Origin of the sequence: Acinetobacter sp. I-MWF, from assembly GCF_025433935.1 — a bacterium.
Taxonomy (GTDB): domain Bacteria; phylum Pseudomonadota; class Gammaproteobacteria; order Pseudomonadales; family Moraxellaceae; genus Acinetobacter; species Acinetobacter guillouiae.
Genome location: NZ_JAMBAR010000001.1, coordinates 3972845 through 3994655, shown reverse-complemented (window position 1 = coordinate 3994655; position 21811 = coordinate 3972845). Strand labels below are relative to the sequence as shown.

General features: G+C 37.9%; 23 protein-coding genes and 1 tRNA gene. 14 read left to right on the top strand and 10 right to left on the bottom strand.

The features are described 5' to 3' along the window. The first annotated feature begins 639 nt into the window (after positions 1-639). The 4 genes from M2R48_RS18375 to M2R48_RS18360 are packed head-to-tail and all read left to right on the top strand — an operon-like array spanning position 640 to position 1886. Positions 640-894, top strand: a complete 255-nt coding sequence (locus tag M2R48_RS18375) for a hypothetical protein (protein WP_262087080.1) — start codon at positions 640-642, stop codon at positions 892-894. A gap of 3 nt (positions 895-897) precedes the next feature. Next, positions 898-1026, top strand: coding sequence for a hypothetical protein (locus M2R48_RS18370; protein WP_262087079.1), 129 nt, complete (start codon positions 898-900; stop codon positions 1024-1026). Further along, positions 1027-1254 carry a hypothetical protein gene (locus M2R48_RS18365; RefSeq protein ID WP_262087078.1) on the top strand — a complete coding sequence of 76 codons (228 nt, stop codon included), beginning with the start codon at positions 1027-1029 and terminating at the stop codon, positions 1252-1254. Positions 1255-1298: 44 nt separating this feature from the next. Then, positions 1299-1886 carry a hypothetical protein gene (locus M2R48_RS18360; protein WP_262087077.1) on the top strand — a complete coding sequence of 196 codons (588 nt, stop codon included), beginning with the start codon at positions 1299-1301 and terminating at the stop codon, positions 1884-1886. A gap of 414 nt (positions 1887-2300) precedes the next feature. Here M2R48_RS18360 and M2R48_RS18355 read toward each other — a convergent pair whose 3' ends face one another. Beyond that, a complete protein-coding gene (locus M2R48_RS18355; RefSeq protein WP_262087075.1) occupies positions 2301-2621 on the bottom strand; it encodes a hypothetical protein in 321 nt (106 codons plus the stop codon). A gap of 282 nt (positions 2622-2903) precedes the next feature. Here M2R48_RS18355 and M2R48_RS18350 point away from each other — a divergent pair, with 282 nt between their 5' ends. After that, complete coding sequence (locus M2R48_RS18350; protein WP_004718547.1) at positions 2904-3131, top strand: hypothetical protein; 228 nt, start codon at positions 2904-2906, stop codon at positions 3129-3131. A gap of 606 nt (positions 3132-3737) precedes the next feature. Then, positions 3738-3813: transfer RNA gene (locus tag M2R48_RS18345), tRNA-Thr, on the top strand. A 102-nt stretch (positions 3814-3915) separates the two neighbouring features. Here the strand turns inward: M2R48_RS18345 and M2R48_RS18340 are convergent. The 3 genes from M2R48_RS18340 to M2R48_RS18330 all read right to left on the bottom strand — a co-directional run bounded on the left by M2R48_RS18340 (position 3916) and on the right by M2R48_RS18330 (position 7783). After that, positions 3916-4734: an SAM-dependent methyltransferase gene (locus M2R48_RS18340; RefSeq protein WP_262087073.1), complete on the bottom strand. Its 819-nt coding sequence runs from the start codon at positions 4732-4734 to the stop codon at positions 3916-3918. A 60-nt stretch (positions 4735-4794) separates the two neighbouring features. Next, complete coding sequence (locus tag M2R48_RS18335; RefSeq protein WP_034611315.1) at positions 4795-6093, bottom strand: FAD-dependent oxidoreductase; 1299 nt, start codon at positions 6091-6093, stop codon at positions 4795-4797. An 814-nt stretch (positions 6094-6907) separates the two neighbouring features. Beyond that, entirely contained in the window at positions 6908-7783 is an 876-nt protein-coding gene (locus tag M2R48_RS18330; RefSeq protein WP_004718553.1) for a pirin family protein, read from the bottom strand. Between the two features lie 277 nt (positions 7784-8060). Between M2R48_RS18330 and ycaC the strand changes: the two genes are divergently transcribed. Together ycaC and M2R48_RS18320 are read left to right on the top strand one after the other, a co-directional pair. Then, on the top strand, positions 8061-8687 hold the full coding sequence (gene ycaC, locus M2R48_RS18325; RefSeq protein WP_004818434.1) for an isochorismate family cysteine hydrolase YcaC: 627 nt from the start codon (positions 8061-8063) through the stop codon (positions 8685-8687). A gap of 131 nt (positions 8688-8818) precedes the next feature. After that, positions 8819-9742, top strand: coding sequence for a LysR substrate-binding domain-containing protein (locus tag M2R48_RS18320; protein WP_262087071.1), 924 nt, complete (start codon positions 8819-8821; stop codon positions 9740-9742). Positions 9743-9809: 67 nt separating this feature from the next. Here M2R48_RS18320 and ahpC read toward each other — a convergent pair whose 3' ends face one another. Beyond that, positions 9810-10373: an alkyl hydroperoxide reductase subunit C gene (gene ahpC / locus M2R48_RS18315; RefSeq protein WP_262087069.1), complete on the bottom strand. Its 564-nt coding sequence runs from the start codon at positions 10371-10373 to the stop codon at positions 9810-9812. 220 nt (positions 10374-10593) lie between these two features. Between ahpC and M2R48_RS18310 the strand changes: the two genes are divergently transcribed. Next, on the top strand, positions 10594-10929 hold the full coding sequence (locus M2R48_RS18310) for a hypothetical protein (protein ID WP_262087067.1): 336 nt from the start codon (positions 10594-10596) through the stop codon (positions 10927-10929). 33 nt (positions 10930-10962) lie between these two features. On the opposite strand, the gene M2R48_RS18305 is transcribed toward M2R48_RS18310, so the two are convergent. After that, complete coding sequence (locus M2R48_RS18305; protein ID WP_262087065.1) at positions 10963-11598, bottom strand: TetR/AcrR family transcriptional regulator; 636 nt, start codon at positions 11596-11598, stop codon at positions 10963-10965. 131 nt (positions 11599-11729) lie between these two features. Between M2R48_RS18305 and M2R48_RS18300 the strand changes: the two genes are divergently transcribed. Further along, complete coding sequence (locus M2R48_RS18300) at positions 11730-12194, top strand: hotdog fold domain-containing protein (protein ID WP_262087064.1); 465 nt, start codon at positions 11730-11732, stop codon at positions 12192-12194. Between the two features lie 84 nt (positions 12195-12278). Here M2R48_RS18300 and ssb read toward each other — a convergent pair whose 3' ends face one another. From ssb to M2R48_RS18285, 3 genes are all read right to left on the bottom strand, one after another. Then, positions 12279-12887, bottom strand: coding sequence for a single-stranded DNA-binding protein (ssb, locus tag M2R48_RS18295; RefSeq protein ID WP_004718569.1), 609 nt, complete (start codon positions 12885-12887; stop codon positions 12279-12281). Between the two features lie 51 nt (positions 12888-12938). Next, positions 12939-14303, bottom strand: a complete 1365-nt coding sequence (locus tag M2R48_RS18290) for an MFS transporter (RefSeq protein WP_034611303.1) — start codon at positions 14301-14303, stop codon at positions 12939-12941. A gap of 139 nt (positions 14304-14442) precedes the next feature. Then, positions 14443-15525 (bottom strand): DUF475 domain-containing protein, encoded by a 1083-nt coding sequence (locus tag M2R48_RS18285; protein WP_171066888.1) that lies wholly within the window; start codon positions 15523-15525, stop codon positions 14443-14445. A 234-nt stretch (positions 15526-15759) separates the two neighbouring features. On the opposite strand from M2R48_RS18285, the gene tenA reads away from it, so the two are divergent. The 3 genes from tenA (at position 15760) to M2R48_RS18270 (ending at position 18025) form a co-directional block, all read left to right on the top strand. Next, the gene (gene tenA, locus M2R48_RS18280) at positions 15760-16431 is read left to right on the top strand and encodes a thiaminase II (RefSeq protein ID WP_262087063.1); all 672 of its coding nucleotides are present in this window, start codon (positions 15760-15762) and stop codon (positions 16429-16431) included. Between the two features lie 339 nt (positions 16432-16770). After that, positions 16771-17310, top strand: coding sequence for a PAAR domain-containing protein (locus M2R48_RS18275; protein WP_262087061.1), 540 nt, complete (start codon positions 16771-16773; stop codon positions 17308-17310). After that, positions 17303-18025, top strand: coding sequence for a hypothetical protein (locus tag M2R48_RS18270; protein ID WP_262087060.1), 723 nt, complete (start codon positions 17303-17305; stop codon positions 18023-18025). The genes M2R48_RS18275 and M2R48_RS18270 overlap by 8 nt, the downstream gene beginning before the upstream one ends. 343 nt (positions 18026-18368) lie before the next feature. Here M2R48_RS18270 and M2R48_RS18265 read toward each other — a convergent pair whose 3' ends face one another. Continuing rightward, positions 18369-20198, bottom strand: a complete 1830-nt coding sequence (locus M2R48_RS18265; RefSeq protein WP_262087059.1) for a choice-of-anchor I family protein — start codon at positions 20196-20198, stop codon at positions 18369-18371. A 201-nt stretch (positions 20199-20399) separates the two neighbouring features. Between M2R48_RS18265 and mdtD the strand changes: the two genes are divergently transcribed. Further along, positions 20400-21791: a multidrug transporter subunit MdtD gene (mdtD, locus tag M2R48_RS18260; RefSeq protein ID WP_262087058.1), complete on the top strand. Its 1392-nt coding sequence runs from the start codon at positions 20400-20402 to the stop codon at positions 21789-21791. Positions 21792-21811: the final 20 nt, after the last annotated feature.

Below are 21811 nucleotides of genomic sequence, written 5' to 3'. Positions count from 1 at the left end.
TCTACTGTCGAACTTATCCTCAATCCACAAATATACTTCCCACTCTACCCAACCAATACGTGATTCACTCAATCTTACAGGTTTTGAAAAAGTAGGATCTTAGTCCTTTGAATCAACATTAATCATTTCCCCCCTCAAACCCAAACAAAACCCCTTTCAACACAAGCAATTGACTAAAAGTGCCCACACTATTATCCTTTCCCTACTGGCCTACATTGCCAGTCGGTTTTAGCAGACCGTAGATCCAGCACGATATATGGAGTGATTTTTGTATGTCGTGGAACCCTCGTGTTCCCCCTTTGCGGTAGAACGGGAGGGGGACGCCTTGTGCGTGCTGGTTCCTTGGATCCCGGTCTGCTAACCCCCTTTCGTTCTGCCTCCATTATTTAGCAGTAATTTGGTAGAACTTCTTATAATTCCAAGGAGTCAACCATGACTAAGCATTTTTTACTTTTATTCTTTTCTCTAAAGCCATGTTGGGAACCTCCCTGTTTCTGGCAAAAATCATAGACTTCATTTCAGCTTAAATTGATCTAAAGACTTATAGGTACTTTGGACTGCCTACACGTGTCTTTAATTCGATCGCTTTGCTGAATTCAGCTATTTCAAAATAATCAAAACAATAAATGGGAGAGAATCATGAAAGCTCTAACTTCAATTTTAATCATCAGTTGCTCACTAATGACACTGGGCTGCGCCAGCAAGTCAGAGCGAGAATTTATCAGCGGTTGCCAATCCACAGGCATGGAACGTAGTGCATGCAAATGTGCCTACAAAAAACTCGAAAGCAAATATGGAGAAGAAGGTTTAAAGAACAATCTTTACACACTGAGCCAGACTGAATCATTTCAATACGACTTGATGCAAAGTGGCCTGCAATGCATGAGGGAATAAGCCATGAGAGCCATTGCAGGAATCATTTGTGTGATTGTGATCATCTGTTTTCTCGGCCTACCGTTTATTGGCTTGATGATCTTTTTTGGACTGTTCTATCTACTTCTTAAATTTGCGCTTGGGGGAAAATAAATGAATACATCAATTAAGTCTTGGCTGATCAGAGCTTACTTTATTATTGGGTTACTGTTTGCCATCTATCAAAACTTTTGGGGCCAACAAAGCTATAAATCATTTGCCTATCACTTAGGTCAATGCATCGTTTGGCCTGCGCTGATGTTTCCCTCAGTCGGAAAATTCATTGGGGGAATACTTATTTTATTGATCATTGGCGGAATGGTTTTATTCCGTTCTAAATAAATGACCAATGGCTACATTAAATAAAATATTAAAAGGATAATTATATGAAAAATCATCAACAAACAATCTTCAATGTCATCATCGTGATTGCCCTTGCTGGGATTGTCTATCTTTTACTTATTCAATCTAAGCAAAACAAACAGGACAATAATATACAAGCAAATATTAATCCTGACCAATTACAAGTCTCTCAACTTGAAGCAGATCAACAAACTATTCAAGAAACTAATCTTTCTATTCCAACTACTGAATTGCAACGTTCGAAAACGTCTAATACACGATCAGATTCTAAACCAATCCCAGTCCTTGAGAGTTGTGGTGCTAACGAATACAGTGTTGATTGTTATGAAAATTCTGTCCCACGTTTAAACTTTATGTACAGTATGAATTCGGATAAGCCTACCTTGATTAAATCTATAAGTTTAGCTAAACCTATTGGATATCCAGACATGCTGATTAATGAAGTTAAAATAACGGCTAAAGATGGCCATTCATGTGAAGTAGATACATGGAGTCTAGATGGTGAAACCTTAACTGATATGGGACTAAATGTTTCACTGATGCCCTGTCCAGAAAAACAGATCAAACATGTTGATATAAAAATTAATGGAAAGTTTTACCGATTCGTTTAGTTTTTCAGACAAACCGACTTGTAAATTATACAAATCGGTTTCTATTTATCTAACACCTCAACTATAAGTTTTGGACTGTGTTGAAAGCATAGAACTTGTCATACCGATTGGCGCTACGGATATGCTGATCGGTTTCTTTCGCTATAAAACATGATGACTCATCACTAAAATAGCATTTGATAAAACTTCACTGAACCTCAGCACAGTAAAACTAATAATAGATCTATATAAAAACTCTTTGTTTCAACCTATAACATTGTTTAATGCTTTTCAGCTTATCTAAACTTGATCGCTTACTTGTACGCTAGCTTGAGCGGTAACATGATCGCTTAGAATTGCATCTGGTCATATTTCTATAGCGCGACCAACCCCTCTATTAACCATAACCCTATAGCCGAAATAAAAAACAATCCTTTATCTCGACTCAGTTGGCATCACAACATCCGCAGACTGACACACCTCTTGCCACTTGAGTTTAAAATCATCAATGGCTTTTTGTCGAGTTAAAGGAATTTGATAAATTGGGACACCCTTTGCATCGTCAATCATACCTTTTAACAATACCTGTTCTTTTGCAGACAATGCTTCAGGATTAAAATCAACATCATCCAGCGATAAACCGTTTTGACGTAACTGCATTAACATTTCGGAGGTCTGTTCAAGTAACTGACATTCTTTAGGAGCTTCAGCATGTGCGACAGAAACCAATAATAATAAAATACTGAATCGTTTCATTTTCAATTGTTCTAGTTTTTACTTAACTTAGTTATACGATATTTGAGCTATTTTTTGAAGCAAATAGATACATATCTACTCAACTAAAAAGACAATTGACTATTTCAATTCCAACTTTCTTGAATTAGTATCAAGTGAAAAGAACTTCTAGCACGATTCAAAGGAGGTGAAATACAAAATAAAAATCATATAGATGTAACGTTCTCTTAAGATAATCATGATGCGGTACTTATTAGCGATTCAAACAAGTTAAAAGCATAAAACTGCTATTCGGGAGTGACAATGAATAACAGCGCCAATTATGTAAGACAAGTCAAAAATGCTAAACGTGGTGGATACACCCCAACTATTGCCAAAGATGTAAATAAGCATAAAATTCAGAAAGCTATCCAATTGATTGAGCAATGGAGAAAACTCGCAAACGAATTGAAACCCCAAATGCAAATAGATATGGCAATCACCCTAGAAGAATGCGCACAAGATCTGGATCATATTTTAAGGAGAAAATAAGTCTATATTTCAAAACTGATAAAGATTTATTGATTTAACCCTAAATACTCAAGGCTTACCCCTCCGTAAGCCTTTTTAGTCGGAAGATTAAAGCGATTACTAATCATTGCTCTAGTTATCTTTGTTAACCTGAGTTCAATATAAAGTTCTTGATGAAATATGATACGCGGAAACGTCATCCGCAACTGTCTGAGGCAGGACTCCATTTATAAAATGTTGTTTCTGCGATTCATTGAATGAGTTGCTGGTGGCCGACGAGTTTTGCGGATGACAATGGTTTTGCCTACTTTTGTCGAAACAAAAGTAGGGCGAGCCGCAGGCTGATCCAGAAATTGGATGAAAGCTCAGCAAGACTCCGTCAAGATCATTGTTTTTCAATAAGTCAAAGAGATAGCTAGGTCGAGTCCATGTTTTGCTATTTTGTCTGCCCGCAAATTAAAAGCGGAAAAACCCTTTGCTCTCTAAAAATCTAAGCATTCATACCACACGGCATTATCAGCTTCGAACCAAGACCCCATCGCTAAGACTATAAATATTAACGATTATTCAATTGTTTATTTTTTGGCTTGCAATCTTATAAATATTCTGTAAAATTCTCGCCACGTTGCCGGCATAGCTCAGTTGGTAGAGCAACTGACTTGTAATCAGTAGGTCCACAGTTCGAATCCGTGTGCCGGCACCATTTTTACTTAGCCTCGCTTTTTTAGTGAGGCTTTGTTGTTTTTGGCTTAGGCATTTACTTATAATTTTTTGATCTGCTTGATCTCATCACAAATAATAAAAATTATGTTTTGACCGCGCTGAGCTGTATATATCGAACAATTCCCTCTTCAAATAACCTTTTACAAAGTTTTGCGGTCATTTGTATTTTGAGCTGATCTAGCCCTCCACGCTCTGTTTTCGCTCTTGTCGCAATATATTGACTAAAGCCAGCCAATACTGCTGTAGAGAGATCTTCTAGCGCGATTTGCTCAAGACCATGCTGTTGCAGGGCATGATTGATTTGAGTCGCGGTCATCAGTGATTTTAAATCGACATCAGCGGCTTTAAGTAGCCATTTATATTTCATTTTTTGTTTTGAATTTAAAACTGTGTCTGAAAGCATCAACGTATGAAAACCCAAACGACCTTTTGAATTTAAAATTGGGACGACTGAATTTAAAAATAAACTTAAATCACTGTGGTAAGCCGCATCAATACACAACACCACATCAAAAGGTTGCGTCAATAAAAGCGTATTTAAATTTAAAAAAGATTGGCAGTGAATCGCCTTAATTTGCGGGAGTTGTTTTTGAATTTTATCGACACACTGTTGTTGTAACTCAACCGCTTCTAAGTCTTGAATTTGGTAGTGTTCTAACCAGTATTTTAAACTAGCACCCTGACCACAGCCTAAGTCCAGTACCCGATCATGTTGATTAAGCTGTACCGCGTGTGCAAGTCGTTCAGCAAGTTGCTGGCAGGCTTGAGGGTAAGAGGATGTAGCTTCATCCCAATAGCCTAGATTGGTCCAAGCACACTCAGCATTATCTCCTAACATTTTTGCATCGATTGCATATTTATGTTTTGGAAGTTTTTGCTGAATCGCTTGAAGCCATTTCATTTTAAATCATTCACTTATTCAGTTATGAATTCATTAAGCTTTATATGAATTCATTGGGCTTTAATAGCCAAGTTGCGGAGCCACCTCAACTTTAGGTTTTAATCCTACAAATGGCAATGGTGCACCAAAAATTTCTGCGATATGCATTGCAGAAGTTACCGCAGATTCAAGAATTGGCAAACCATCACATGACCATGAGCCACAATAGAATACTTTGCGGTTGGCGACTTTATGACGCGCTTGCAACTCAATGTTCAATGCTACTGTTTCAGAATCCACCACAGCACGGGTTAAGGTCACTGTAGAAATGACTTTCTTCGGATCGATGCTGGTCACAGGACGCCATGTTTGGAACACTGGAGATTTACCCACCAGACTTGGTTCAATCGAGTTCAGCCAAACTGTGAATTGTTGTTTGGTAAATTTACGATCCATCATATAGCTCAACACAGCCCAATCTTTACGATTTGGCGGCATCACAGATGCATCGGTATGCATGACCAATTCGCCTTGCTCAAACTTAAATTTTTGCAATAAAGCGATATCATCAGCAAATTGTTGTTTATTTAAAAAGTTTTCTAATTTATTGGTCGGTGTTGCAACCACCACACGGTCAAATTGAAATTGCTCACCTTGTGCATTTTCAACCAGAACAGCATTACCCTGTTCCTCAACTTTGGTGATTTCAGAACCGCTATGAATATCAATACCTTCAATCAATTTATCGACAAAAGCAGGTGTTCCACCATGTAAACGCAATAAAGCATCACCATCGGTTAATTGCTTTAAAAAGATTAAGAGCGGTTTTGCAGGCCATTCACCAATAGTTTTAGGGTCGCAGGTGCAAATGGTATAAAGCACAGGCATTACTGCACCATGCCAAAATACTTCTTCAATGTCATTGTGATTGATAAAATCAGCAAGGGTAATGTCTTGATTTTTAGATTTAAAAAATTGAGAAATGGCGGTTTTAAGCTGCAACATCCCTTTGACTAAACGCCAACCATACTGCTTAATCCCTTTACGGTTATTGATAATAGGGAAATTACCAATACGGGTACGTGATGTGGTCAACCAAGTTTCTGTTTTATCTTCAAATAACCAACTGCATGCCATAAAGGTACGCACTGGAAAGGTTTTTATGCCGAGGTGTGTTGCAAGGCTCAGTGTATTTTTCCATAAATGCTGATTCATCACGCGCAAAGGTGCATCAATTAGACCACCTTCAAACTCAATGCTGTGACTATCCATACCACGACCAGGTAATGCTTCGAAGATGGTAATGTTATGACCTGCATCTTTAAGAATTCTTGCGGTGGCCAGGCCAGCCATACCACTACCAATCACTGCAATATCCAAAGTTATTATCCGTGCGTAACCATTTTTTTTATTATGAGCTATAGCCGATTAAATCACGGTATTAAAAAGTTCCAGTTTTAACTTTTTTTGTTGGAAATTTTTTAGGAAAAATCTCCATTCCTCGGTGTTTATTTAATTTTAGTGGTTTTAGACCAAGCTCCTGTGCGACACCCTGCTTATACTTGATTGATATTTATATATATAAAAAAATACTGTTAAAAACATACAGATAATTTAACTATTTATTAAAAAAACATTTACAAATGCCAATTTATTAATTATTATTTACAGCATAAAAACGATAAATAATTCACATTTACAATAAAAACAAATAATTATGACAACACACACAATAAAAGAAACTACAGCATAAAAAGGATCTCTATAGTGTGGAATAGAGATCCTTTTTTTTACTTTGAATTTGCTTTTTAAGCAGATCAATTGCACCACTTGTAAAATGACGGCATACAAAAAATACTGAAACAACGGATATAAATTAACCAAATGAAATATATTGTGCTTTACTTCACATTTTTAATTAATTATGATGCGCGAATAACAAAACAACCCAATCAAAACAAGACATAATCATCTAAAGAAAAAAACTACAGCGTAAGAGAGCTTCTGTTCGATAAGAGCAAAGCTCTTTTCTTTTTTTAAATTTCTGACCTTTTGATGCTAAAAATTTTAAATATAAAAAAAGCGGATTTTACAATCCGCTTTTTGACTTCTCGATATCTCATACATGGCTGAACTTATAGGCTAAAGACATGAAAGGTATCCGTTATACACAAATACCTTTCATCAACATCAACTAAGCTTCCGCTACAATTTCACCAAATTTGCCATTATTGAAATCGTTAAACGCTTGCACGATTTCTTCTTTGCTATTCATTACAAATGGACCATAGCCTTGGATTGGCTCATTCAGTGGTTTACCTGTAAGGACCAAAAACTTAGCATCTTGCACCGCTTCAAGTTGAATTGCTGCATCGCCATCTTTTTCAAACATGACAATCGAGCTATCAAGTACCTTTTGTGTACCATTGAGCAGCATTTCACCTTCGAGTACAACCACCAAAGTATTGTGGTCAACCGGCACATGAATAATTTGCTCATGACCCGCTTTAAGCTGACCATCCCAAACATTGACTGGGCTAAAGGTTGAAGCAGCGCCTTGTTGTTCAGCGTATTTCCCAGCAACCACACGTAAGTGGCCTGCATCGTCATCAAAATGAATCACAGGAATATCTTGCGCAGAAATTGCTTGATACTTAGGTTGGGTCATTTTATCGGCCGCAGGTAAATTCACCCAAAGCTGAACCATTTCAAAGATTCCACCTTTTTCAGTGAATTCATGTGAATGGAATTCTTCATGAACCAAGCCTGCACCCGCAGTCATCCACTGCACATCACCTGTTTTAATGGTTCCACCGCCACCATGGGAGTCTTTATGGGTAACTTCACCTTGATAGGCGAGTGTCACTGTTTCAAAACCACGATGTGGATGTGAACCTACACCGTGCTGTTCATGGCTAGGTGCAAAGGTATAAGGCGCTGCATAATCCAATAATAAAAAAGGACTAATCGCTTGACCTAAACGATCATAAGAAAACAAGTTTTTTACAGGAAAGCCATCACCGACCCAATGCATATTTTGATTGCGGTATACACCAATAATTCTTTTCATCTCAATACTCCTATCTCTAGGCTTTAATATGAATCCATTTTAGGTTTTTTAAAGTGATCAATACAGCAATCTACCAATACGCTGAATCCCAAATATAGGATATTCAATAGCGACGGCACAGCGTAGTTTTTAATCAATCATCTTATTTATGAGATTATTAATCTCAGTTTATAGGCTTAATTATCATGATTAAGCCACGTAACATGAAATCCATGCAAAATAATTTGTTTTGTATTTAAGCACAATTTAAATTTTAGTGACTTCAAGGATATAAAAAATGGGAAAACCTTACGTTCGTTTAAACAAAGATGATGCTGCGGTATTGTTAGTCGATCATCAAACTGGATTACTTTCTTTAGTCCGCGACATTGACCCAGATAAGTTTAAAAACAATGTTCTGGCACTGGCTGCGGCGGCTCAATATTTTAACCTTCCCACCATTCTGACCACCAGTTTTGAAGATGGTCCCAATGGCCCACTGGTACCCGAGTTAAAAGCGCTTTTTCCAGATGCGCCTTATATCGCTCGCCCTGGTCAAATCAACGCTTGGGACAATGAAGACTTTGTCAAAGCGGTAAAAGCAACAGGTAAAAAACAACTGATTATTGCGGGTGTTGTCACCGAGGTTTGTGTTGCCTTTCCTGCACTTTCTGCCCTTGAAGAAGACTTTGAGGTCTTTGTGATCACTGATGCTTCAGGAACATTTAACCCGCTGACACGTGACTCAGCGTGGGACCGTATGAGCAATGCAGGTGCACAATTAATGACTTGGTTTGGTGCCTCATGTGAGCTACATCGCGATTGGCGTAATGATATTGAAGGTTTAGGTACGCTATTTGGTAACCATATCCCTGACTATCGTAATCTGATCAACAGCTACACACAAAACACTTCTCAAAAATAAGACAATCGTTGTCGCGAGGAATTTAAGTCTTTGCATTCCTCGCTTTTGTTTGTGCATTTTATTTGTACAAATTTTAAAATATTTTCCTATTAATGATACTATTTTATCATCAACACACCTGAGATGAAGCTGTGCACTCTTTTGATGACTACTATTATTTCTATCTGGTGGTAAAACATGGTGGATTTAGTGCTGCGAGTGAAGCCAGTAATATCACCAAGTCTAAACTGAGCCGACGTATTCTGGATTTAGAAGCCAAATTTAATGTGACTCTGATTCAACGCTCGACACGGCATTTTAAAGTCACACCACTAGGACAAGAATTCTTTGAGGAATGTGCAAAGATTATTGAACAGGCAGATAATGCTCAGAATGTCTTATTAAAACAAGAAATTGAATTACAGGGACTAATTAAAATTAGTTGCCCACCGGTGATGATGGAACATCAAATTCGACCGATTCTAAATCAGTTTTTAAAAAAATATCCCAAAGTTCGGGTTGAATTAGCACTCACCAGTCGACGTATCGATGTGCTGCATGATGATATTGATTTGGCCATTCGTACTAACTTTTCAAGCAATGAAGACTCCAGCATTATCGTTAGAGATGTGATTAAAACCACGCACTGTTTAGTGATTAGTCCTGAACTTTTAGGCGATCGTGAAATTCAACATGTCACAGAACTTTGTGAATTTCCAACCATTGTATTAGGTACAGATAAACAAAACTATCATTGGCATTTACATCATATTCAGCAACGTGAAGAAATTGATATTCCGTTACAGCCTCGGGTCAAAAGCAATGACTTAATGGGCGCGTATTATGCGGTACTCGATGGCTTAGGTATTGCTGATCTTCCCTATTTAACGGTAGAACGAGACATTGCTTCAGGACGTTTAATCCATCTGTTACCAGAGTGGTGTTCCAATATCGGTGTTGTACAGTTGGTCTATGCATCACGCAAAGGTCAACGCTTAGTCATGGAAAAATTAATTGAAGATTTAGTCGATGGTATTCGTGCCTATGCACCTAAACACGATGGTTATATTTTATAAAGCCAAGCGAACAATAAAAAACCAGAAGTTAAACTTCTGGTTTTTCAATTCTAATCCTAGGCAATGATTAGATTTTACCGATCAAATCAATTGAAGGTGCAAGTGTTGCATCGCCTTCTTTCCATTTTGCAGGACATACTTCGCCTGGGTGTGCGTGTACATATTGTGCTGCTTTCACTTTACGTAGTAATTCTTGTGCATCACGTCCAATGCCACCAGCATTGATTTCAATAATTTGAATTTTACCTTCAGGATCAATCACGAAAGTGCCACGATCTGCAAGGCCTTCAGCTTCAATCAACACTTCAAAGTTTTTTGCCAAAGCCCAAGTTGGATCACCCACCATTGGATATTGGATCTTTTTGATTTCATCTGAGTTGTCATGCCACGCTTTATGAGTAAAGTGTGTATCGGTAGAAACTGAGTAAATTTCTACGTCCATTTTTTGGAATTCAGCATAGTTATCTGCTAGATCGCCTAACTCTGTTGGGCAGACAAAAGTAAAGTCAGCAGGATAGAAAAATACCACAGACCATTTACCCAAGAAGTCTTTTTCAGACACTTCGATAAATTCACCATTTTTATATGCAGTTGCGTTAAATGCTTTAACTTCAGTATTGATCAAACTCATTTGGTCTTCCTTCAATAGGTTTCAGGGATTGCTTATCTGTGAAATCACTATACGAAATATTATTAAATCGGTAAAACTGGAGTTTTTAATAAAAATAATCGGTTTTATAGATTTATTTTTCCAATCTGTTGGCTTGGTTTAATCGAAAATATTATTTCAAACTTTGCTTGACCTTTCGCCTTTTACTCTATAGATTTTCTTTTTGAGTGGACTTTAAAAAATGACGTTCTCAATTCTTTTGGAGCAATTCCAAAACCTTCCTTTTGGTACAGACGCTTTTAAACAACTGAAAATAAACTGTGAATCTCAAATTGCTCATTCTGAGTCTGATTTTGAGAAAACGGCGATTTTTATGATTTATGGTTTTGCCAAAAACTATGTCTTACTTTATGAAGATCAAGCCATTACTGCTGAATTTGCGGCAAAAGCAAAAAACCAATTGCTAGGCTATATGCAGCAACTGGACACAGCAATTCAAACTCAAGATCGTGCGACCATTCTTAATCACTTAGATCAAGTCACAACGCACTATATGCAAAGCTCACGAATTTTTTAATCATAGCATCCATGATTTAACAAGCTTGGTTATTCAACCTTGTTGTTGCTGATATACGCTTTCTAAACTGCACCAAGCCGCATGTGCCAATGCTGCTTGGTAAACTTTTGGCGTAGCTTTCACTTTACCTGACAACCATGCCCGACAATAACTTTCTGTCGATCCAACCATAAATGACAATAATAATTCATGGGGAATGTTCTCGATCACCCCATAATCGGGTTGCTGTTTCATCCAAGCCAATAAGTGCTGATTACGTAAATGATTCTGCTGTTTTAGCTGATCACGCTGAGAACTTTTAGAAATACTAAAATTGGCAGTATATAAAAATCTAGCGAAATCAGGATAATCCATCACCCAGTCTATATAACTTGCTGTCATCACTTGGATACCCTGCTGTAGACTTTGTGCAGACAATAATGCTTGATCACGGCGTTCTGCTTGGTCTTCTATGGCTAAAATATACAGGGCTGCCACTAAACCTTCTTTATTTTTAAAATGGTGATAAATCGCCCCCACACTGGTTTGCGCACGTTCACGGATCATTTCTATTGTTGTTGTTTCAATCCCATATTCTAAAAAACAGGCTAATGCTTCCGTTAAAATCACACGTTTTAATTCTGCACGACGTCCACTATAACGACGTTCCAACAAACTTTGATTATTCATGTACAGCCTTTGATTTTATTTAAGCATTTTCTATATGACATTTTACGCGATTCAAATCGTCTGTCGAGCCAATAACAGAATTTAATTCTGTATTAGAATAATATTCTGTAAGCTAAATAAGGAATACAACAATGAGCCAAACCCTAAAACTGTGGAATAGATTTAAAAATAAGCCTGCTGGCAAATGGACATTTTCAAAATTATTGTGCTTAAAAGCGCCTTATTTCAGCAGTATTTCTCCTGTTTTTGAACGACTTGAAACGAATTATGCTGAAATTAAAATCAAAAAACACCGTGCTGTACTCAATCATATTGGTACAGTCCATGCAATTGCCATGTGCAATATGGCTGAACTGGCTGGTGGAACCATGACCGACGTAACTGTGCCTTCCACGCATCGTTGGATTCCCAAAGGGATGACGGTTGAATATTTAAAGAAGGCTGAAACTGATTTAATTGCGATTGCCACACCTGTTGAAAGCAATTTTCAGTGGAATCAAGGTAGTGATTATTTGGTCAATGTGGAGGTTAAAGACACGCAAAATAATCTGGTGTTTAAAGCCGTGATTACCATGTGGGTTTCAGAAAAAAAGTGATTGTCTAAAACCAAATCATGAGATTCATAAAAAAACCCTTTGTTTTCACAAAGGGTTTTGATAAAGCTTGACCGTTTTTATCAATTAAAACGGTAAGTCATCATCCAAATCCGCAGGGGCAGCAGTAGGTGCTGATGGTGCAGCTGCAGGTTTAGGCGATTGAAAACCTTGGTTTACATTGTTTCCGCCATTGCCATAGCCACCTTGTGGATTGGCATTGCCGTAACCACCACCTTGATTACCTTGATTCGCATAACCGCCACCGCCTTGGTTGTTGTTAAAACCACCTTGCTGGTTGTTATTGAAACGTGGTTGGTTATAACCACCATTGTCAGCAGCAGCGCCTTCACCTTGTTGACGGTTGTTATCAAGCATCTGCATTTGTTCGCCACGAATTTCAGTGGTATAGCGCTCTTGACCATTTTGATCCGTCCACTGACGGGTACGTAAAGAACCTTCAATATAAACTTTTGAACCTTTACGTAAATACTGCTGTGCAATCTCACCTAAACGGTTGTGCAATACAATACGATGCCATTCCGTTTGTTCTTTTCTTTCACCGGAATTTTTGTCTGTCCAAGATTCACTTGTCGCAATTGAAAATTGAGTGAGAGAACCCCCATTTGGGAAAGTTTTAGTCTCAGGATCACGACCTAAAGTACCAACTAAAATAACTTTATTTACACCACGCATTAGATGTTATCTTCCTATTCGATTCTATGTTTTACTTTATAAGAGTTATGTTTAAATGGCTACCTCTTTCCCAAACAACTGCGTTAAATGTTGTCGCGCAGCATCATCAATTTGCTGTTTATCAACCTTTATATACGCAACTTGCTGGTCAGACATAACCACAACTTCCTCAATACCACGAATTGACAACAACTGAGAAGTCCAATTATCGGTTTGTTTATCCTCAGGCAATCGTAATACGATTGATGTTAAATATCGTGGTTGAGCTAGCCCAAAACTAATGAGCAACCAAAGTATAGCAATAGCTGATAAGACACTCCAACCCATTGTTGTATTATTGAGCAAAATTAATTGCCCACCAAGTGTCCCACCAAAAAAAGCCCCTAAGAATTGAGCACTTGCATTAACACCCATCGCTGTTGCTTTGGATTGGATCGGTGCTGCTTTAGACAACCAGGAAGGGAGTAATGCTTCCATGACATTAAAGGCAATAAAGAATAATCCAAGGCCTAACAACAAGACATATTTGGATTCATAACCAAAAATCAGAACGACTAATCCCGCGATAATTCCCGCAATTGCCGTTAGAAAAATACTGCGCATTTTACGGTATTTTTCAGCCAGAATAATGCTCGGAAATGCAAAGAACAGACTGATGACCAACAAAGGCAAGTAAACAATGCCATGTTGCGCCAAAGGAATCCCAGCAAAATTGATCAATTGAGAAGGTACATAAACAAACATTGCGGTAAGCAATAAGTGCAGCGCAAAAACTGAAACATGCAGACGATTCAAATCGCCCATTTTTAAGACTTGTTTGAGCTGATGCAGATAACCTTGTTTAAAGTTTTTATGATGACGGGTAGTTTTAGGCACCATAAACAACATGAGGATTGCCAATAATCCCATAATTGTTGTTACCCAGAATAGTCCTGAAATCCCCACCAAACTGGTGAGCCAAGGCCCTAAACTAAAAGCCACAACAAAAGACAATCCGATACTCATGCCCATCACAGCCATGGCTTTGGTTCGATTCTCTTCACGGGTGACATCAGCCAACAAAGCCATAACAACCGCAGATACAGCGCCAGCGCCAGCAATCGCACGGCCAATAATGACCCCATAAATGGTTTCAGACATTGCCGCAACAGCACCACCCAAAGCAAATAGCAGTAAGCCAAAAACAATCAAAGGTTTACGGCTAAAACGATCTGCCCATAAGCTAAAAGGAATTTGCAGAAGTGCTTGGCTGAGGCCATAGACACCGACCGCTAAACCGATCAAAGCAGGTGTGGCATACTGATAAGACTGACCAACCACCGCAAACACAGGGATAATCATGAACAACCCCAACATGCGTAAAGCAAAAATACTACTTAATGCAAAGGTCGAGCGGCGTTCTAAAGGATTCATCATATCTACTGGCTTATCAAAACTGGCGAGCTATTTATCAAACACATCATCGCATATTGTGGCAACTTTGTGGAAACATTGAGCATAAAAAAGAGCACTGTTAAAGTGCTCTTGTATTGTAATCTCTTTTCTTAAAAAAGGATTAACTCTGTTGTTCAATTCGCTTGTTATATTGAATTGATGCAATGACTGCCCAAACAATAAAGGCAACACCAATCAAACCTGTTACCACCTCAGGTACATGTAAACCTGTACCACTTGCAATCATAATAAATGCCAAAGCACCAATGGCATAATGTGCACCATGCTCAAGGTAGATATAGGCATCAAGTGTACCTTTATCGACCAAGTAGATTGTCATTGAACGGACAAACATCGCACCAATGGCCAAACCAAGCATAATGATGACAACATCAGAGGTAATCGCAAACGCACCAATCACGCCGTCAAAACTAAACGATGCATCTAAGACTTCTAGGTAAATAAAGCCACCAATACCAGCTTTGATCACACCTGTAGGTGCACCATTGGCATCATGACCCACAGCATTGCCGTCTTCATCCACTTCTGGCTCGCCACCCAGTAAATGACTGAGTACTTGTACACCGATATAAATCACGATGCCCCAGATACCTGCCATTGTGACCACAAGGCGTTTCGCTTCATCTACATTTGCAGCCATAATCAGCAATGCAACTAAAGCAAGGAATACCGACATTGCTGGTACATTGGCTAAGTTGGCTAAACGCTTTTCAATCCATTTAAACCAATGGGTATCTTTGCCTTCATCCAAGAAAAAGTTTAAAAATACCAACAACAAAAATGAACCACCAAAAGCGGCGATTTCAGCATGATGTGCCAATAATTTTTCTGAGTATTGAATTGGATCATTTAATGCCATTTTCACAACATCAAACATGCCCATATCCGCTGTGACTGCAACAATCACAACAGGAAATACCAGTCGCATACCAAACACAGCAATCAAAATACCAACAGTTAAAAAGATCATTTTCCAGAAATGATCCCAATTACGCAGTACAGATGCATTTACAACAGCATTGTCAAAAGACAGAGACACTTCCATCACAGCAAGAATTGCCGTAATAGTCAGTGCAGAGAGCATGGCTTGCACGCCTGCATTTGGACCATGGGTAAAGCCCCAATATGCAGAGATTGCCAAACACACGATCGTAAAAAATATTGAGAAACCAAAATGTTTCATCATGGGAATTCGACCTACGGAGAATAGTTTTTGAATCAGAAAACTGAAATAAAAATCGCGTTTTTAATGCGCACATTATGACGACTTTTTCACATTTATCCAAAGTTCTTTGTCATATTTTTATGCAAATACAGCCGAATTTTCTGCATTCAAATACCTAAAGCAATTTAGAGTTGTTATAGTCTTGCAAACTGAAATCATTTTATAACTTGAATCATTGCATAGGAAAATGACATGTCTTTTTCTCAAGACGTATGGCAACGTAATCTTGCTTTATATAACAAAACTTTAGCGCTTCCATTTAACCAAGAACTTGCGACAGGCTCATTAAACAAAGAAGCTTTTTGTCATTATGTGATTCAGGATGCGCATTATCTGGTGGCTTATGGTCGTGCATTGGCTGTCTGTGGCGCAAAAGCATTTGATGCTGACGATATCATCCAATTTACCCAAGGTGCGAAAGAAGCGATTGTGGTTGAACGTAGCCTACACGATGGATTTATGAAAGATTTTGGGATTAGCAAAGCTGACTTTGAGAATACCCCGCTTACCCTTGCCTGCCATCACTACACTGCTTTTTTAACTGCGACGGCTTGGTCTGAAAGCTATCCTGTGGTTTTGGCTTCGTTACTGCCTTGCTTCTGGATTTATGCAGAAGTTGGAAAAGATATTGTGAGTAAATCTATTGCCAATAATCCATATCAAGCATGGATCGATACCTATTCGGGTGAAGAGTTTAACGAAGCAGTTAAAAATGTTTTAGCAACGATTGACCGTATTGCAGAACATTGCGATGCACATACCCTTGAGAAAATGCATAAAGCCTATACCAAAGGCGCTGAATTAGAATGGTTGTTCTGGGATAGCGCTTATCATCAAAGACAGTGGTTGGGCTTAGATCAGTAATTTATAGATTCAATACTTTCCCACTATCTATTATTACATATAGTAATTTAGGGATAGTGGGCGTTGGAAACATAAATAAAATACTGCTAAAAAGAATCAAACTAATAATTTAATGAGAGCTACAAACATAGCCGTGTTACATATACTGAAATGGTTGTAATGTTTAAGTTTGAGCCTTAGTTAAGAAAGATAAAATTATGAAAGAATAATCAGAAAAGAATGAATTTATTAAAAAAATATAAACCAATAAAAAGCTGTTTTTGATTCTAGACAAAAAATGTATAAAATAACATTTTAGAAAAACTTCCCATATAATTTAATAATACTGGATAATCAAAAATGAACGCATTTATAACTTTAGGCGCAAAGACTGACCATGGTGGCATTGTTGTTGAAGTGGATAATTCATTTATTATAGATAGTAAAGCTATTCATCTTGAGGGCATGAAACACTTTTGTCCAAAATGTAAAGTGATGGCCAGCGCAATATCATTAGGTAAGGGTTTCGTTGTTGTTGGTACAAGAACAGCAATAATGGCTGGAGATAAGACGACATGTGGCGCTACTTTCTTCCCAAATCAAAGTCTTGCCGTTCGTGAAAGCGGTAAAGATATTAGCAGAAGTAATACTAAGAACTCAGCATTTACAAACAATAATTTTGCAAAAGTATTCGATGAGCAGATAGTTGCTATAGATCATGAAGGTAATTTTATACCTGACACAGCTTATTACATCAAATCAAAAGATGGACAAATATTTAAGGGATACACTGATTATGAAGGAAAAACTCCACGTATAATTACAAATACAGCAAATGATCTAGAAATATGGCTGGGCGATGATGCTGAATTTATGATGGAGAACCATAACAATGGTTAATCCAACAGGTACAGCTAATACGAATCAAAAACCGGGGTCAACTCAAAACATTAAAGTAGATCGAAAAAATAGAATTATTGTTTGGGGCGGGGCTTACAGTACAAGTGATATAAACACGTTTAAAGCTACTGCTAATAACTTACAAAGGATGTATAAAGCTCGGGATGGAAGTAAATATAATATATTTATTCGCGAAATAAAAATATATCAGGATCTCATAGACTTAATTAATAGGCAGCCTGAAAATAGTATTAAATCATTAGATATTTTTACACATGGTGGTCAAAACCATTTGTGGATGGTTTCCGTAAGAGAGTCTGATACTGATAATGACCGAATTAAATGGAGTATTTATGATCTAAAATGGATTAGAGGACTGTTTAAAAGTGCAAATTTTGGTGTAAGTGACCTTAAAAAGATTAATTTTAAAGGTTTTATGAATGATGCCAAAATTGAAATACAGGGTTGCAATACCGCAGAAGACCCACACGATTCTAATAACTTATCTGCCGCATTTTCTAGGTATTTATATAATGCAGGAAAAATAAAGTCGTATGTCATTGGGCATACGACTCAGTCAAACCCACGAATTAATGGCTCTTCAACAAAAATTAGTGAGCAAAGTTATATGTGGATGCGTAGAGTTGTTTATCGAAATGGTCATTTAATTTTAGATACGAAAGATAAAGGCTTTTTAGATAGTAAAATTAAATAATAGGTTGAGATATGTTAGGAAAATACACTTATGAAATCTTTTTAATTTCAGGATACTTGAGCCTTTTTTTTCTAGTATTCACTATTCTTGTTTTAAGCTTTCCAGGATTTTTTAGATTAATACCAATATTTAAGCGTGTGAATAGAAAGACCTCAATGTGGTTGTTTTTCATTGCTGGAATATTTTTTCTCTTGTGTCAGCTCGCAATCCCTGAGGGATTTCCTTAATAAGAAATAGGATGCTGTAAGTCTTTATATTTATTTAATTTCTAAAAGTGTCATCTTCAAAAAATAAAAAAGAGTGCCAAAGCACTCTTTCACTCGCAACAGAATACATTAAACCGCTATTTTAAGTTAATCTGATAAATTGCTGTACTGCCACTGACTTCATTACCCACAATCAACATAGGCTTTGCATTTGGTGAATCTTTGGCAGAGACAAACGTCAGTCCTTCAGGACCTAAATCACTTTTCTCAATCAGAATCTGCTTGCCATCCTTGTTTAAGATTGGCTGACCTTTGGCATCTTTATAAACCTGATCCTGTTTAAAGGTACGATTATTAAAATACTGTATAAACACAGGCTTTTGTGGATTACTAATATCATAAACCATAATCCCACTTTGGCGCTCTAAGCCGATAAAGGCAAAGGTTTTTTTACCAATTGTACCCAGCGCTAAACCTTCAGGCTCAGGCCCTTTATTGTCACTTCGGTCATCAAAAGCCGCCGCTTCATGATCACTATTAAAATAATTTGGAAATAGCTCAGCAACTTTACGCTCAAATTCACTGCCTGAATCCCAAACTAACTTGCCTTGTGCATCCCAAATACTGAAAGAACGCGCGCCATAGCTATAAAGTTTGCTATAGGTCAATAATCCATTGGCATCCAATTTTGGTGAGCCATCCGTGTTGGTTTGATAACCCATATTCCAAGCAATGTTTAAACGTCCTAATTGTGTATCATCACGGCACATGCCTGGATCAGTCGCTGTTGCACCACAATAGGCAAAAACTGTTGCATCTAGTTTGGCACCTTTTACACCTGCGGCAAGATTAGTCAAATGAGCAGGATAATCGCCTTTATTATTGAAACCTTTGACATTAAACAGGTGTTTCATTCGAATTGCTTCTGCAAAACCTTTACTTTGATCTCCAGCATAATAAGCTGTTGAGTCTTTTAGCCACTCACGTGAATCACCTTCATTGGCGGTGACCAAATAACTTGCCCCATTGACTTGATAATGGGCAATTGAATCAGGTTGATACATCCCCACCAAACCTGGCCAAGTTTGGATATTAATTTTTCCATCTTTATCACTGACATCTAGCGCATTATTGGCAAGCCCATGATCTTTATAACCTAATGGAAAAATATCAGTCACTTTTTTAGCAACGATATCAATTTTGGCAATGGCATTATTTTCTTGTAAGGTCGCCCAAGCGGTTTTCCCATCATTGCTGATGGTGATGTACTCTGGCTCTAGATCTTGTGCAACTGTCGCTTTAGGACCAAAAATACGTACACCCGATTTAATCAAATCGGCTTTTTTATCATTAAATGCTTTAAAATCGGCAAGGCTGGCGGTTGGTCGTTGAATGTTGCTGATATCAATAATGCTGATTGAACCTTCAGGATCAATACTATAGTCATCATTGGGTTCAGCCTCATTTGCCACCAAAACAGTTTTACCATCTAGGCTAAATGTCAGCATATCAGGCAAAGCACCAACTTCGACTGTACTGATCAATTTCAAATCTTTGGCATTAAAAAAAGCCACAATGCCCTTATCTGTTTTTTGTTTGGCTTGAACAGCAAGTGCCACAATGCCATTTTTAATCGCAACTGAATTTACTTCTGAATCAGCTAAAGCTTCACGGGCCGAAAGCTCACCAATATGCACAGGCGTTTCGGGTTTAGACACATCTAATACATCAACTAAACCTTTCTTGGCATTGACCACAAACACCCGTTTTGTTGTTGCATCATATGCCGGAATCTCTGCTGCACTTTCAGCAAAAATACCCGTTTCATAACGTCCCAATAAGCTTAAATTAATGCTTTCAGGTGTGGTTTCTTCAACCGTTGGCGCTGTTGTTTTATTATCATCATTACATGCCACTAAACCAACAGAAAGCATTGCTAAACACAATGCTGAAACTTTTATGTTCATAAACAGCCCATTTTTTGTTTAATTTGGCTTAATGTATTCATCATGGGTGTAAGTTCCATGACAAGCAGATTACAGTTTTATGGCAATTTCTTGAACATTCAATTGAATACTTCACCTGATTCAATATAAAGCAACGATTTCATACAGATTTAGTCAGATGATTGTTTTAAAATATTCACAAAATGGGATTATTTAAGTTCTATGACGACTACGCCATCGCACAGTAAACTCCAACCTAAATTCTATTTATTGGTTTTTTTAGTTTCGATCGGCTTTTTCATGCAAGGCTTAGATACCACGATTATCAATACCGCTTTGCCTGCTATGGCAGAAAGCCTGCAAGAAAATCCATTAAAAATGCATGGCATCGTGATTAGCTATGTCTTGGCGGTTGCTGCGTGTATTCCTTTAAGCGGTTGGTTGGCAGATCGCTTTGGGGTACGAAATATTTTCTTTGCAGCAATCGTGATTTTTACCGCTGCCTCATTGGGCTGTGCACTGTCCAATGACTTCAATTTGCTTATTGTATTTCGAGTTATTCAAGGTATCGGTGGCGCATTACTGGTTCCAGTCGGGCGACTCGCCATGTTAAAAATCATCCCTCGTGAGCAGTTTCTTTCTGCAATGAGTTTGATGAGCTTAGCAGGTTTACTCGGTCCATTAATGGGTCCGATCTTAGGCGGTTGGTTGGTCGAATATGCCTCTTGGCACTGGATTTTTTTGATTAATTTACCCATCGGTATTTTAGGCACTTTTGTCACCTTTAAAGCCATGCCCAATGTGGCTGAAGCATCAGTAAAATCCTTTGATTTCAGTGGCTTTATCCTATTGGCAATCGCAATGGTGGGCATGGCTTTAGGGATTGAAAATATTGCCAGCAATGAAATCTCCAGAAGCCTGAGCTTAGGCTTACTTTTCGCAGGGATAATCTCAGCATTGGTCTATGCCTATCATGCCCATACCCATAAAAATGCATTGTTTCGTAGTCGACTGTTTAAAAATAAAATCTATACCATCGGTGTACTCGGTAATTTCTTTGCGCGCTTTGGTGGAAATGCGGTTCCTTTTATTTTGCCACTGATGCTTCAAGTCGCCTTTAAAATGGAACCTTTTATGACTGGGGTAATGATGACCCCGATTGTACTTGGTTCATTATTTTCTAAACCCATCATTCGCCCGATTTTACAACGTACTGGTTATCGTCCATTTCTACTGGTCAATACTTTATTGATCGGTGCATGTATTGCCAGTTTTGCGTTACATACAGCAGATACTCCGACATGGTTAGGTGTAGTGCATTTCTTTATTTTTGGTGTACTCAACTCATTACAGTTTGTGACCATGAATACCCTTACGCTTAAAGATCTCCCACAACAGGACGCCAGTAGTGGGAATAGCTTTTTATCGATGATTATGATGTTATCAATGAGTATTGGGATCGCTTTGGCAGGTACTCTACTCAATGCATTTACAGGCTATTTTAGTGAAGCGCATATTACACAAGCATTTCACTATACCCTGATTTGCTTAGGTGCGATTAACATCATTACGGCGTTGATATTCTTTCAAATTCCCAAAGAAATCATAGACTAAACTTATAAAAACTTAAATCC